This is a genomic window from Chryseobacterium balustinum (assembly GCF_900168205.1).
Classification (GTDB): domain Bacteria; phylum Bacteroidota; class Bacteroidia; order Flavobacteriales; family Weeksellaceae; genus Chryseobacterium; species Chryseobacterium balustinum.
Genome location: NZ_FUZE01000016.1, coordinates 15029 through 28523, shown reverse-complemented (window position 1 = coordinate 28523; position 13495 = coordinate 15029). Strand labels below are relative to the sequence as shown.

15 protein-coding genes are annotated in these 13495 nt (G+C 37.2%); 2 read left to right on the top strand and 13 right to left on the bottom strand.

Features of this window, described 5'->3' with window-relative positions; all coding sequences use genetic code 11:
- The first annotated feature begins 113 nt into the window (after positions 1 to 113).
- Together B5X64_RS15830 and B5X64_RS15825 are read left to right on the top strand one after the other, a co-directional pair.
- The gene (locus B5X64_RS15830; RefSeq protein WP_079466229.1) at positions 114 to 686 is read left to right on the top strand and encodes a Crp/Fnr family transcriptional regulator; all 573 of its coding nucleotides are present in this window, start codon (positions 114 to 116) and stop codon (positions 684 to 686) included.
- A 79-nt stretch (positions 687 to 765) separates the two neighbouring features.
- The gene (locus B5X64_RS15825) at positions 766 to 1155 is read left to right on the top strand and encodes a RidA family protein (protein WP_079466159.1); all 390 of its coding nucleotides are present in this window, start codon (positions 766 to 768) and stop codon (positions 1153 to 1155) included.
- 584 nt (positions 1156 to 1739) lie between these two features.
- On the opposite strand, the gene B5X64_RS15820 is transcribed toward B5X64_RS15825, so the two are convergent.
- The 13 genes from B5X64_RS15820 to B5X64_RS15755 form a co-directional block, all read right to left on the bottom strand.
- The gene (locus B5X64_RS15820) at positions 1740 to 2561 is read right to left on the bottom strand and encodes an alpha/beta fold hydrolase (protein ID WP_079466158.1); all 822 of its coding nucleotides are present in this window, start codon (positions 2559 to 2561) and stop codon (positions 1740 to 1742) included.
- Between the two features lie 342 nt (positions 2562 to 2903).
- Positions 2904 to 3422: a DsbA family protein gene (locus B5X64_RS15815; RefSeq protein WP_079466157.1), complete on the bottom strand. Its 519-nt coding sequence runs from the start codon at positions 3420 to 3422 to the stop codon at positions 2904 to 2906.
- A 3-nt stretch (positions 3423 to 3425) separates the two neighbouring features.
- Positions 3426 to 3887, bottom strand: a complete 462-nt coding sequence (locus B5X64_RS15810) for a redoxin domain-containing protein (protein ID WP_079466156.1) — start codon at positions 3885 to 3887, stop codon at positions 3426 to 3428.
- A 4-nt stretch (positions 3888 to 3891) separates the two neighbouring features.
- A complete protein-coding gene (locus tag B5X64_RS15805; RefSeq protein WP_079466155.1) occupies positions 3892 to 4593 on the bottom strand; it encodes a YoaK family protein in 702 nt (233 codons plus the stop codon).
- A 25-nt stretch (positions 4594 to 4618) separates the two neighbouring features.
- Positions 4619 to 5665, bottom strand: coding sequence for a cupin domain-containing protein (locus B5X64_RS15800; protein WP_079466154.1), 1047 nt, complete (start codon positions 5663 to 5665; stop codon positions 4619 to 4621).
- A 363-nt stretch (positions 5666 to 6028) separates the two neighbouring features.
- On the bottom strand, positions 6029 to 6706 hold the full coding sequence (locus B5X64_RS15795) for a YoaK family protein (protein ID WP_079466153.1): 678 nt from the start codon (positions 6704 to 6706) through the stop codon (positions 6029 to 6031).
- Between the two features lie 22 nt (positions 6707 to 6728).
- A complete protein-coding gene (locus tag B5X64_RS15790) occupies positions 6729 to 7697 on the bottom strand; it encodes an NAD(P)H-quinone oxidoreductase (RefSeq protein WP_079466228.1) in 969 nt (322 codons plus the stop codon).
- A 28-nt stretch (positions 7698 to 7725) separates the two neighbouring features.
- On the bottom strand, positions 7726 to 8169 hold the full coding sequence (locus B5X64_RS15785; RefSeq protein WP_079466152.1) for a lipocalin-like domain-containing protein: 444 nt from the start codon (positions 8167 to 8169) through the stop codon (positions 7726 to 7728).
- Positions 8170 to 8219: 50 nt separating this feature from the next.
- Positions 8220 to 8777, bottom strand: coding sequence for a hypothetical protein (locus B5X64_RS15780; protein ID WP_079466151.1), 558 nt, complete (start codon positions 8775 to 8777; stop codon positions 8220 to 8222).
- Positions 8778 to 9039: 262 nt separating this feature from the next.
- Positions 9040 to 9591 (bottom strand): putative antibiotic biosynthesis monooxygenase, encoded by a 552-nt coding sequence (locus B5X64_RS15775; protein WP_079466150.1) that lies wholly within the window; start codon positions 9589 to 9591, stop codon positions 9040 to 9042.
- Between the two features lie 23 nt (positions 9592 to 9614).
- The gene (locus B5X64_RS15770) at positions 9615 to 11828 is read right to left on the bottom strand and encodes a hybrid sensor histidine kinase/response regulator (protein WP_079466149.1); all 2214 of its coding nucleotides are present in this window, start codon (positions 11826 to 11828) and stop codon (positions 9615 to 9617) included.
- A gap of 250 nt (positions 11829 to 12078) precedes the next feature.
- Complete coding sequence (locus B5X64_RS15760) at positions 12079 to 12774, bottom strand: LytR/AlgR family response regulator transcription factor (protein ID WP_079466147.1); 696 nt, start codon at positions 12772 to 12774, stop codon at positions 12079 to 12081.
- 54 nt (positions 12775 to 12828) lie between these two features.
- Positions 12829 to 13305: a Dps family protein gene (locus B5X64_RS15755; protein ID WP_079466146.1), complete on the bottom strand. Its 477-nt coding sequence runs from the start codon at positions 13303 to 13305 to the stop codon at positions 12829 to 12831.
- Between the last annotated feature and the right edge of the window lie 190 nt (positions 13306 to 13495).

Here is a 13495-nt window from a genome sequence, read left to right as displayed (position 1 = left end):
TTTTTTATAATGTCTGATCCGACCATCGTCATTTTGAAGTACTAAAATTATGCTTTTGAGAAATGATCAACTACCTTTGTGCAGCATTGATCTTAATTGACATTCATATTATAATGGAAGATAAATACATTCTCCTAAGAAAACATATCGAGAAAGTTGTACATCTGTCTGATGAGGAATTCGCCTCTGTCAGTAAATATTTTATTTATGAGCGATTTAAAAAAAATGAGATTATCATCTCCGAAGGTGAAAAAGTAGTAAATGTCTTTTTTGTACTTTCAGGTCTTCTCAGATTGTTTTATACTGATGAAGATAACAAACAGCACATTATCTCATTTGCAATGGAAGATTGGTGGGAAACAGATTTTCAAGCTTTTTATACTAAAGGTTTTGCTACATTAACATTAGAGAGCTTGGAAGAGACCGATGTATTATCATTGTCTTTAGATAATTTCGAAAAACTTTGTAATGATCTGCAAAAGATGGAGCGTTTTTTTCTTCGTAAATCAATTGCAGGACATATAGGTTCAGAGAAGCGTATTCTCTCATTTCTAACCTTGGGAGCAAGAGAAAGATATGAATATTTATTAATGCAACATCCATCATTGCTCCAACGACTCCCAAAGTCTCTTCTTGCTTCTTATTTAGGAGTATCTAGAGAAACTTTAAGTCGTTTATTTTCTTAACCTAAAAAATAATGTGAGGTTTATCACACTGGATAATATAAGATTATGGTGAGCTTTGTATCACAATAATTTTATTAAAATGGAAAAAAAAGTAATCAATCCCTGGAAATGGCAGGATGCCAGAAATTATGTTCAGGCAGTAGAAGTTAAAAATGTTGTGGGCACATTGTATGTATCAGGTCAAACTGCGATCAGTGAAGATGGAATATCAAGTGATGAAGATATGAAGACCCAACTTTCTCAAACAATTGAAAACTTAGAAAAAGTAATTTTTTCAAGCGGCTATGAAGTAAAAAACATTGTTCGTCTTAATATTTACACCACTAATTCTCCCGAACTATTTGAAAATTTTGATGTTATTCAACACTGGCTGACTAAAAATGAAGTACAGCAGGCGAGTACTGTATTAGAAGTCAAGACCCTTTTTGAAACACTACAAGTTGAGTTGGAAGCAACCGTTGTCAAATAATTTAGATGATTTTAATTCTGCAATAATACATCATTTTAGTGCTGTAGCACTAAAATCATTACTATTAGTTTTTATTGCTAAAAATCTCTATTCGATGCTCCCTTCCCCAATCTAATAAGTTCCAATAACTGATGTCAACTTTTTATCATGGACTGTAAGTTGGTATGTGACAGGAATAAAGTAATAATCTAAATAACGACTCATCTCAAGTGTGACTAAAACGAACATATCTTCAACCACTTTTATCGATGACTTGGTTCTTTAAAACCATATTAGACAAGAATTGTAAAACTCATTTTTACCACATAACTTCCTGTAAATTTGGTTTTTTACTTGTACTCATAATAAAATAGATGTCGAAATTTTTGGTGGAAGATTTAGTTAGAATTTCTCAAATTTAATTTTTGTTTTAAAACATTGTTATGAACTTGAAAGGTATATATATAAACCCTTTGTTCCCTGACATGATAGTATTTTAAAGTATTAAGTTGATTATATTAGATTAGAAGAGTTAGGCCAATTTACGTGACGATTAAATAAATAAAAGGGAATCAATTTTAATTCCCTTTTATTTATATATCTGATTAACCTTCAATAAATTCTAAAAGATCTTTGTTAATTGTTGGAGCTTCCGTAGTCGGCATTCCGTGAGGGAAACCAGGATATGTTTTCAAAGTTCCGTTTTTCAATAATTTGATTGATTTTAAAGCCGCATTTTGATAAGGCACAATTTGATCATCTTCACCGTGAAGAACCAAAACAGGAATATCAACAGCTTTCAAATCGTCTCTGAAATCAGTTTCAGAAAATGCTTTGATTCCGTCATAATGAGCCACAATTCCGCCCATCATCCCCTGTCTCCACCAGTTTCTCTGTATGCCGTCTTTCACATCTGCACCTTCTCGGTTGTAACCGTAGAAAGGGAAAGTCAAATCGATGTAAAACTGTTGTCTGTTGTTCAAAGTCTGGTCTCTGATGCCATCGAAAACTGACATCGGAACACCATCAGGATTTTCATCACTAGCCACCATAATTGGAGGTACTGCACTGATTAAAACTGCTTTTTTAGCTCTTCCATTAGCATATTTATTCACATAACGGATCACTTCGCCACCACCAGTTGAGTGACCAATGTGAACTACATCTTTCAGGTCAAGAAATTCTACCAATTCAGCTGCGTCAGAAGCATATTGTTCAATCGTGTTATTGTAAATATTCTGGCTAGAACGGCCGTGACCTCTTCTGTCGTGCGTCACCACTCTGTACCCTTTTTGTAAAAAGAAAATAACCTGTGCATCCCAATCGTCAGATGATAAAGGCCATCCGTGGTGAAACATCAAAACCGGTCCTTCGCCTTGGTCTTTGTAAAAAATCTCTGTTCCGTCTTTTAATTTAAGTGTGCTCATTGTTTTAATTTTTTAAGTGTTGTGATTAATTTATTTTAATATTTTGTTGTCTTAATTCTTTAGCAAATGTAGGATGGTTCAATTCGTTTCTCGTTAATCTAGTTTAATATCGTACATTTTAGATAATTTTTATTTTGGGCAGCTATTTCCGCCTTCCGTTCCCAATCTTTTTTGCCCTTACTTTTCCATCCACAAAAAAGGATTTCCACTCAAGTCAGGCTGCAGATTCAGCATAAACAAATTTCAATATGAAAAAGAAAACTTTAGTGTTCTTCTTTGCATTATGAAAGAAACTTATAATTACTTTCTTAAGTGTCAAAGATCTTTTGTGTCTTTGTGGTTTCAGTTTCTAGTATTTTCCCTCAAAAGCTCAAACAGATCTTCCGCGCCACCATCGAATTTCTTCCCATTCACAAAGAAAGAAGGTGTTCCGTTCACGCCACTCATAATCCCGCTTTCAAAATCTGAATCTACTTTATCAGCCAGTTCAGTACTTTCCAAATCCTTTTCAAATTGCGGAATGTTCAGTTTTAATTGTTCCGCCAGCTTCATCAGTAAGTTTTCATTCAAATCTCTCTGGTTTTCATAAATTGCATCGTGCATTTCCCAGAATTTCCCCTGAAGATTGGCTGCTTCTGCTGCGATGGCCGCCGGTCTTGCATATTGATGCATCTCAGACAATGGAAAGTTTCTGAAAACAAATTTAATTTGACTTCCAAATTCTTTCATCAATTCCTTCAGAACCGGATAAGCAGCGCCACAATATGGACATTGATAATCGCCGTATTCTACAATAATAAGGTTGGCAGTTAAGTTGCCTTGTGCGTGGTCAGTATTGCTGACATTTGGTTTTAGTGACATAATTTATTTTGTGTTAAGGGTTTCTAAAGCGTCTAAAATTCCGTCTGCACCGGGATTGATGGCGGTTGGCGACAGATAACTCCATTCGATAATGCCATCTTTGTTGATGACGAAAAGTGCTCTTTTACATTCACCTTCTTGATCGTCATAAACACCATATTTTTTAGCGATTTCTCCTTTGGCTTCAAAGTCTGCCAGCAAAGGAAAATGTAAATTTCTTGATTGTGAAAAAGCCAGATGACACCATTTGCTGTCCACAGAAATTCCGAAAATCTCTGCATCGTATTTCTTGAAAAACTTCAAAGTCTCATTGTACAAAGCCATTTGGTCGCTGCAAACCGGACTCCAGTCTGCGGGATAAAAAGCAAGAATAACATTCTTTCCTTTGAATTCTGAGAGTGTAATTTTCTGGTCTGGCGTTGCATACAAAGTGAAATCTGGAGCAACATCGTTTTTCTGTAACATAATATTAGTTTTTAGTGTTATTTTTTGAAATCAATATTCCGCAAATCATCAGTAATAATGCAGGAATCATCAAAGTCCATTTTCCAAAATAATCGAGTAGGAAAGGGGCGATAAACGCACCTGATAAAAATCCTATCCACAAAAGCAAAAGATGAATGGCGTTGGATTGATATTCCTTTTTTTCTGCTTTATCTTTGGTCATCATCAGCATTGCGGTGTTTCTTGCCAAGCTGTTCAGAGTTCCTGTCACGAAATCAGTATTCACCTTTTGATTTCCGACAGAAGTTACAATCGTATTCATCAATCCCATTGAAAATCCTACGATTGCAATGGATGATAGTTTATTGACTGTAAAGAAATAAGCAATGATGGTGTACAAAATCAGAATTCCGGAAACTAAATAAAATATCAATGTTTGGTTCTTTATTTTCCTCGATAATGACAAACAAGTTCCTGCGTAGATTCCTATTAAAAAGCAAAGGATAACTGTGACTGATGTAATTATAATTCCAGATGTACTCGTTGAAATGGCCGCTCCCAATGAAGTTGTATTTCCACTCATAAAAGAGACGTACGTTTTCCATTGGATCAATCCTGTTGCATCGATATATCCGGCAATCAAAGCTAAAAATATCGCCAATCTCTCTTGCATCTTAATCGAATCAGATGAAACGGAAGTGCTTGTTTTGATTACAGTATTATCCATTATTTCCCGAGATTTTATTCTAATCTTATTTCTTAGGCTGAATGAAAACTTTCTCAGTCGGGAATTTCCCAATTTCACCTTCTTTCAAACCAAAGTTCGTTATTACAACATCCTTCGGATTTCCAGCAAGCCATTCGCTCAAATCAATAGATTCATATTTTCCGCTGTTGAAACCAATGAGAATTCTGCAAACCGTGTCACCTGTATTTTTGATGTAATGTCCGGCTCCCATGGGAACGTAACCAACATCTCCCGCATTGAATTGCTCGGTAACGCAAGTAGATTCTGCCAGGAAAACCGACATCTCTGCCTGTCCTGAAATAAAATATTGCCATTCGTCCGCATTAGGATGCCAGTGCATTTCTCTCAAAGCGCCCGGTTGCAATTCCAAAATAGAACCAGACATCGTGCTGCTGATAGGAAATTCTTTACTCGTTACCAATCTCTGCAAACCTCCGCCCGGAACAATTCTTGGCTGTTGAGAATGCAAAGGATAACGGTGAAAACTAGTTAATTCGATGTTAGATTCATTTGGACGAGCTTCAGCAACGAAAGACATCTCATCCGGAACAATTCCTGCTGCGAAGTACGCTTCTTTCTGAGGTAAAGCGCCTACTTCTTCTAAAGTCAATCCTAAATTCTGAGCAACGATTTCAGGTGGTACAGACGAAACAAAATCTGTCACGCTAAACGTGTGGTCTTCGGAAAAATTACCGTTATCAAAAATCAAAATGAAATGACATTCTTCCGTGCCTGTCGCCTGAATAGAGTGGCCATAACCCTTTGGAAAATACCAAACATCGCCCGGTTCAAAATTATCTGTATAGCTGTGTCCGTCTGGATGAATAATCGTGGTACGAACTGTTCCTGAGATGACGTACGCCCACTCTGCGGCGTTGGCGTGCCAATGTAATTCTCTCATACTTCCCGGTTGCAATCTCATCGAAACTCCTGCAATGCCGATAGAAGCAGGGAAATCTTTTACAGAAGCACCTCTCGTAGTTCCGCCGTCGTTGGTTCTTGGTTCTTTTTTTTCTAATTCGTATCTGAAACTTAATGATGCAGTATTCATAATGATAAGTTTTTGTGATTAATAAGTTTTTGTCTTTATTTCTACTGTAAAGCTACCTCGGAATCAAAGTATTTTGAAGTGGTTTTCGGTGAACGGGCAAAATGAGTCGATAGGAATTTGAAAGTAGTAGTTGATGAGTTTAATGGATGCCACGAATGCGCGATTTTTTTTAAATCAAAAGCGGAATTTAAAATACTTCAATCAAATTAATTCGTGGATTTGTGGCCGTTATCACATGAATGGAGAATAATTCGAAATTCAATTTTTTACTTTAAAGACAGATATTATTTAAAGTAATTTAAAAAAAACAAAATCCTTCCCAGTTTGATTTGAGAAGGATAAATATTTAAATTATAGAAGAATTTATGGCAGGGATAAAGATGTTTTTTTTGAAGATACGGTGTAGAAGACTGAAATCAAAGTACCCGGAATCAACATAGAAACCAATCCGAAATGTGCAGAAATTAAGGCTCCAGAGACGCATCCAATCAAAAATCCAATTAAAAGAACAAATGATTTCTGTAATTCTATTAGCTTTTCAAACGTACGCTGTGTTGAGATGTAAGAGAAAAAATCAAGGATGGCTTTGGTTATATTACCCGTCATTACCGTCGTCGGACCAAAAGCGGAATTGGTGTATAGACGGGTCACTGTATTTTGGATTCCCATCGAAAAGACAATGAGCATCAGCATAGAACGATACACAAATCCTGCTGTAATCTGATTTTGTTTTAATAAAAAAGCGGTACAACCTGAAACAATCAAAAATATACCGATGGATGCAAATATTCCTTTTTCATTTTTATAAAGGCTGTCCATTTTTCTGGTTAAGATGACCGCCAAGATGAAAACAGGAAAGCTGACAAGATTGATAAAATCACGCAATTGCGGATGATTGGTTAATTTGTATGCGAAAACCACAAAATTCCCTGTGATATGGGCAGAGAATAATCCATCTGCAGCCGTGAAGGTGCTTGTATCCACAAAGCCCGCACTGAAAGCCATAATCAGGGACGAGTAGAAGATAACATCTCTTTTCATTGGTTATCAGTTCAAATTTTTGCTATCTCACAAGAATAATCTTTCCTGTATGCGAACCATCTTCAAGCAATCGATGTGCTTCTTCGGCTTCCGAGAAAGAAAATGTTTTAAAAATGACAGGTCTGAACTTTTTAGATTCAATCAAAGGCCAGACATTTTTCTGGATTTCTTTGGCCAATTGTTTTTTGAATTCATACTCCCGGCTTCTCAAAGTACTTCCTGTAACGTTCAGGCGCTTGGTCATTACTTTCCAGATGTCTAAATCGACACGACTGCCATTTACCGCATTGATGTGAACCAATCTGCCTTCAGGCTTCAAAATATTGATGTTTTTGGATAAATAATCGCCGCCAATCATATCTAAGATGATGTCAACACCTTTATCTTGAAGTTCAGTTTCAAAATTTTGGGTTTTATAATTAATGTAAGAATCTGCGCCGAGTTCAAGACATTTCCGGCCTTTTTCATCAGAACCTACTGTGACAATTACTTTTGAACCCAAAGCGTGGGCAATCTGAATTCCCGTGATTCCAATTCCGCTGTTTCCACCGTGGAGCAAAAGGGTTTCTCCCGGTTGAAGTTTTCCTCTCTGAAAAACATTATACCAAACCGTAAAAACCGTTTCCGGTAAGCTTGCCGCCTCAGCAAAACTTAAATCTGCCGGAATCGGTAAACATTGACCTTCTCTCACAGCGACATATTCAGCATAGCCGCCACCTGCGAGAAGTGCACAAACTCTGTCGCCAACGGTAAAATCTACGACATCAGAACCGCATTTTACAATAGTTCCGGCAACTTCCAATCCCGGAATTTCGGCAGAAGCTCCTTCCGGTGCAGGATAATTGCCTTCACGCTGAAAAACATCGGAACGGTTGAGTCCGGCTGCTTTCACTTCGATTAAAACTTCGTCTCCGGAAATTTCGGGAGTAGGGTAATCCTGTAATTTCAATACTTCAGGGCCTCCAGGTTTTGTAATAACGATTGCTTTCATTTTTTTAAATTTTAATATCAGATTCATTTCAAACTCTCTTCCAGGTCAGTTTATGGGTCACCAACCTCGAATTGCTGGTGAATGGTTTCTCGCTTTCAAGATGCAGAAAATCATCTTTAAAGATAACATTTCTATTCTGCGTTTGCCCTGTCCAATTAGGGAAAAGTGAGATGTACATCGTGTGGCTCACCAACTGTTTTTCATCATCCGTTTTGAACGGCCCTGAATACGCAAGATAGGTTGAACCTTCCTGTGTATATTCTTCCGGCGTGGCATTGGTCCAATGTTCCTGATGAAAGTTTTCCCGATGCATATCCATAATTTGTGCCGACATAAAACCGTCAGGATTGTAAATAATCAGTCCTTTTGGATTTTCGCCCATCGGATGCGTAATTTCTCCGCCGTTGACAGGAACTTCGATGAGTTCTACCAAAGTCCAGCTTCCTATAAGTTTTTCAAAAAGTGTTTCCATAACTTTAAAATGAAATGAGCGTACCGAAATACGCTCATTATGTTTTTAAATTAGAAAGGTTGATTGTATTTTCCGGTCAACGCTTTGTTTTCGATGCTTTTTGCAAAGTTGGGCGTTTCTTCGTGGTTGTGAGCGTCGGAAGCAGCTTGTCTGGAAGTGGCTGCATCAGCTAGATTTACGTTGTGTTCTTTCAGGAATTCGAACATTTCGGGAGTGGCAGTTGCATGAATTTCGTTGGTGTACAATGTCGTGTTATCATCGATTTTTGTGGCTTTCAGTTCCCATAAAACCTGAACTTTGGTACGACCACCTTTGGTAATTGAATCTGAAATGGATAACATTCTGCAGTAATCCGGACGGTGCTCTACCGCCACATAATGCTGAACCATCAAAGCATCTCCGATTGTTTCAACGTTTAAAGAAACCGGTTCGCCATCATAAGTGGTAGAAATAGCCGCTCCGATGTGCTGCGTTGAGCATCTTTGATATTCGGCATCGGGAAGATTAAGTAACCAATCTGCGATGTTTACTTTTTCGATTGGGGCATTGATAATCGCTGTAACTGTAGAGTGAGACAATGCGTTTTCTGGTGTTTGAATAATTTCCATAATTTTCTGGTTTTAATTGTTTGTATTAATTTGATGAAGTAAAGCTACAAGCAACTCAGCGCAAAATCAATTGGTCTTCGATGAATAGGCAGAAAGTGTCGTTGGAATTTGTTAGATAAAAGTTGTTAAGTTCCAAAACAAATGTGGGAAACAAAACACAAAGTTGTTTTGGTTTAAACAAATTGTTTTGAAGAAAGCTTTAAAACAAAAAATCCGACCCAATTTAGCTTGAGACGGATTTTGCTTAATGTCAGATTTAAAATTATTTATAAAGCCATCTCCTAATCAGCTTCGTATAATTCGGCATCACCACATAAATCACCAGAAAAACCAAACAGCCCGTACTCACCAATGTATCAAAATAACGATTGGCAGGAATATTTATTAATCTTAAAGAGGGTAATAACAGCAATTGCATCAGCAATGATAAGGGATAAATGGCAGACCAGGTCGCCAAATATTGTTTCCAGCGAACCGGAACTTTGTTGTCTATTTTTTCACCATAAAACAGAAAATCTAACCCGGATTTGATTTCGTAATTATCTGCTTTGGTGAATAATGGATGGGCTTTGTCAATCAATTTTCTTCTGGTATCAGATTCCATCCAGTTTCTGAGATTTTCAATCGTATCAAAGCGAATAATCACTGTATAAACAAAAGTCAGATTCGGAATTGGGCGAACGATTTGCCAATCGATAAAACCCTGGGCGCTTTTTGAAACGGGCAGGATTTCATCGAGCCACTTTTCATATTCTGTTTGTTTGCTGTCTAGAATGTGGTGAGTAATGACCACCGATGCGCCATGAGTTTCCATAATGAAATTGGTTTTTTAATAAATCAATGATTGATGGCTTGTATAAATAATGTAGTCTCGAAAAAAGATTTCAGTAAAATATCTTCTAGATCTTGCAAAGCTTTTGCTGACGCCGGATTTTCTTCAATTGTTAATTCTAAAATATCTAATTTTTCCTCTAATAATGGAAACAAACCCATTATCGCCACACTCGATTTCAAATCGTGCGCTCTCAATTTGAGTAATTTGAAATCTTTGTTTTCATAAGCCAGTTTCATTTCCTGCAAATGAGTCGGGACTTTATCTAAAAACTGTTGCGTCACTGTTCTTTCAAAATCTTTGTCATCATTACTGATAGACTTCAAATAAGTAAGGTCTATGAACTCGTAATTAGAAGCTGTTTCTTCAGCTTTTGTTTCGGTTTTTTCGTTTTCTTTCAATCCGAAATTGGAAATTAGTTTAAATAATTCTTCCTCTATGATAGGTTTTGAAATGTATTCGTTCATTCCACGGCTCATACATCTTTCGCGTTCGCCCGCCAAAGCGTGCGCCGTCATTGCGATGATTGGTGTGTTCAGTTTCAATTCTTCACGGATTGTTTGCGTGGCAATGTAACCGTCCATTTGTGGCATTTGAATATCCATTAAAACCAAATCGCAATGGTTATTTCTGAGAAATTCGACCGCTTCCAGACCGTTGTTTGCAGTATCAAAATCGACGTTCCATTGTGAGAGAAGATGCTTCATCAGACTTTGATTGAGAGCGTTATCATCAACAATTAAAATTTTTAAAGGTACATTCGATTTGTCTTTAAAATAATTGGTGTCAACTTTCGGAATCACATTAAGCTGTTCTTTAGCAATATTATAAGGAATATAAAAATGAAAAGTCGTGCCTTTTCCCTGTTCGCTGATGACTTCGATGTCGCCGTTTTGTAACTGGATTAGGCTTTTTACAATTGATAAACCAAGTCCCGTTCCTCCGTAATTTCGTGTTGTAGAATCTTCTCCCTGATTAAATCTTTCAAAAACTTCGCTCAGTTTTTCTTTATCAATTCCGATGCCTGTATCAGAAACTTTGAAACCGATAACAACTTCGTTTTCTGTTTGTTGTTTATTATAAATTTTGATATTGATGTTTCCCTGATGCGTAAATTTTATCGCATTCCCGATGAGGTTAACCAAAATCTGAGTTAATCTCGTTGCATCGCCATTTAAAGTATCTGGAATGGACGAATCTATTTTACTGGAAATGGTTAAACCTTTTTCCTTTGCTCGTTCTACGAAAAATGTTTCGATAGAATTCAACAATCCATTGATGCTGAATATGCCTTTGGTAATGCGCATCATTCCGGCTTCGATTTTTGATAAATCTAGAATGTCATTTATAATCGCCATCAGATTTTCTCCAGAACGTTGAATCGAAGAAACAAATTCTTTTGAAGTTTCGTCCAAAGGTCTTTTCTGCAAAAGGTTGGTAAAGCCCAAAATCCCGCTCAAAGGCGTTCTGATTTCGTGACTCATATTGGCTAAGAAATTTTCTTTGGTCTGTGCGGCAACCGATGCTTTCTTCTCTGCAACATCCAATTCCTGAATCAATAATCGCTGACGTTTAAACTGACGAAGAATGTGATAACCAACGATTGAACCGCTTAAAATCAAAAGAATCAATAGGGAAATATCATACAATCTCGCTTTTTGTCCCATCGCTTCCGTTTCTTTGCTGAGGTCAACCATATGAAGCTTTCGGCTTTCGTAGATTTTTGCAGTGATGGAAGTGATTTCGTTCGAAATTTTTCGGGCTCTTGGATTGGCAATGGAAGTGTTGTCGTCCATATTTCCGAGGGTGTGATAACGGAGCAGCAATTTATCCTTCGTTGTCTTCTTTTCCATTGCGAGAATGCTCAGTCTGTGAATCCACTTTTCTTCAACATCGTCTGAGTTGTCTTTGGAGAGTGAATCGAGAAAGTTTTCTATTTGACTGATTTTTTGGTCAATTCCTTCGAGATGTGTCGTGTCGTTGGTCGCAATAGAAGCTCGGATTCTGCTTTCGACACCCAAAATATCACGGTCGATTTCACGTAAATGATTGCTGGAACGCAATTCGTTCAGAAGTCTGTTGTTATTTTTAATGAGCTCTTTGGTATTTTTAGCTGAATTGATTTGAACCGCTATCAATAGGAGAGAACCCGCAATGAATGTGAGGATGATGAAATAACTAAACCGTCTGTTTCCCATTACTGAGGATATTTTTTTCATAAGTGTCTGTACTTATTTTCAAATTGTGATTAACCACCCCGTCAAAAATTCTTTGAATTTTCGCCACCCCCCCAAGAAAGGGGAATTTTTGCGCTCGAATTTGAACGTTGAATCTGCAACCTGGCTTGAACGGAGCTCTTTTTGTCATTGCGATTGCTGTAAAGTTCAACAAATTGCTAAAGTTTGTTCGCAATGACAAAAAAAGCAGGAGTGGAAGACGGATTAAGCTGCCCAAATCATTAAAAGTCAATTAGAAAACATTCATTCTTGTGTTGAGTGCCTTTCTGTACGCATCTGCAACGGGAATGAATTTTCCGTTTATCATAATTCCGCCGTCCTGAAGCGTGTCTATCTTGCCGACAGAGACGATGTAAGACCGATGAACCCTTATGAAATGGTCTTTTGGGAGACGTTCTTCCGCCGTTTTCATCTTGCCGTGGATGGCAAACATTTTTTCTCTTGTGTAAAACTTTACATAATCGCCCATTGCCTCTGCATAAAAAATATCGTCGAGTCTCAAACGCCTTGTGATATTGGAATCTCTGACGAAAAGGAACTCATCTTTGGTGACTTCTACATTTTCTCTTCTGCTTTCCAAAATCGACTTTGCTTTGCTTACAGCTTGTAAAAATCTTGCAGGCATCACGGGTTTCAAGATGTAATCTGCAATATTCAATTCGAAAGCTTCGAGTGCGTAATCTTTGTTTGATGAGGTGAAAATAATAATAATGTCTTTCCCTGAAAGGTTTTTAGTGAGCTCGATTCCGGTCATTTCCGGCATTTCGATATCAAGAAATATCAAATCGATGTGATTGTTCTGCAAATGATTGTAAGCTTCAATCGCGTTGGAATATTCATTGACAATCGTCAAATTTGGGACTTGTTTCGCCAAGTGTGCGAGAGTGGTTCTTGCGATATCGTTGTCATCAACAATCAGGGCTTTCATAGGGATAGTTTATTATGGTTGACACAAATATAATTATTCCTTTTCTTATTTACTTTAATTTCTGAAGTAAGAACGAATCATCCAGGCCATTTCTTCGTGCGTTTCTATCAGGCTTGTGACGAAGTCGCTGGAACCGTAATCTTTGTATTTTTCAGCAAAAGGTGTAACGTTTCCTCTTAAAAAATCGATAATGCTTTCGTGGTCTTTTAGTAAATCCTTCATAAAACCCAATCCGTCATTGGTTCTCTCGCTGTATTCTGTAAGGTGGGTTAATTCAAGATAGATTTTCATTGTAGCAGGTGCGTAATGACCGATTTTTCGTAAACGTTCTGCAACGCTGTCAATCAACTCGTCAATCTGTTTATACTGTTCTTCAAAGAAAATATGGTTTGCGTGAAAATTGTCGCCAGTCACATTCCAGTGTGCATTTCTGGTTTTGATGTAAAGTACAGTTTCATCTGCTAATAATTTTGCCAATTGTTCTGCTACAGCTTCTGTGTTTTGCTCCGTAAGCCCGATGTTTGTTTTCATAAGATTGAGATTTTAAGTTTGAACGTTATTGCTCTTTTCTGATGTAAAGTTCATAGTAAATCCTACGTAATGACGAAAGTTTTCGATGAATAGGCAAAATGGGTCGTTGAATCATATTTTTAAATTTTTAAACATTTGTAATGAAAAAAAATGTGATGCGATGTAATTTATTAATCTAGTTAAATGCTCA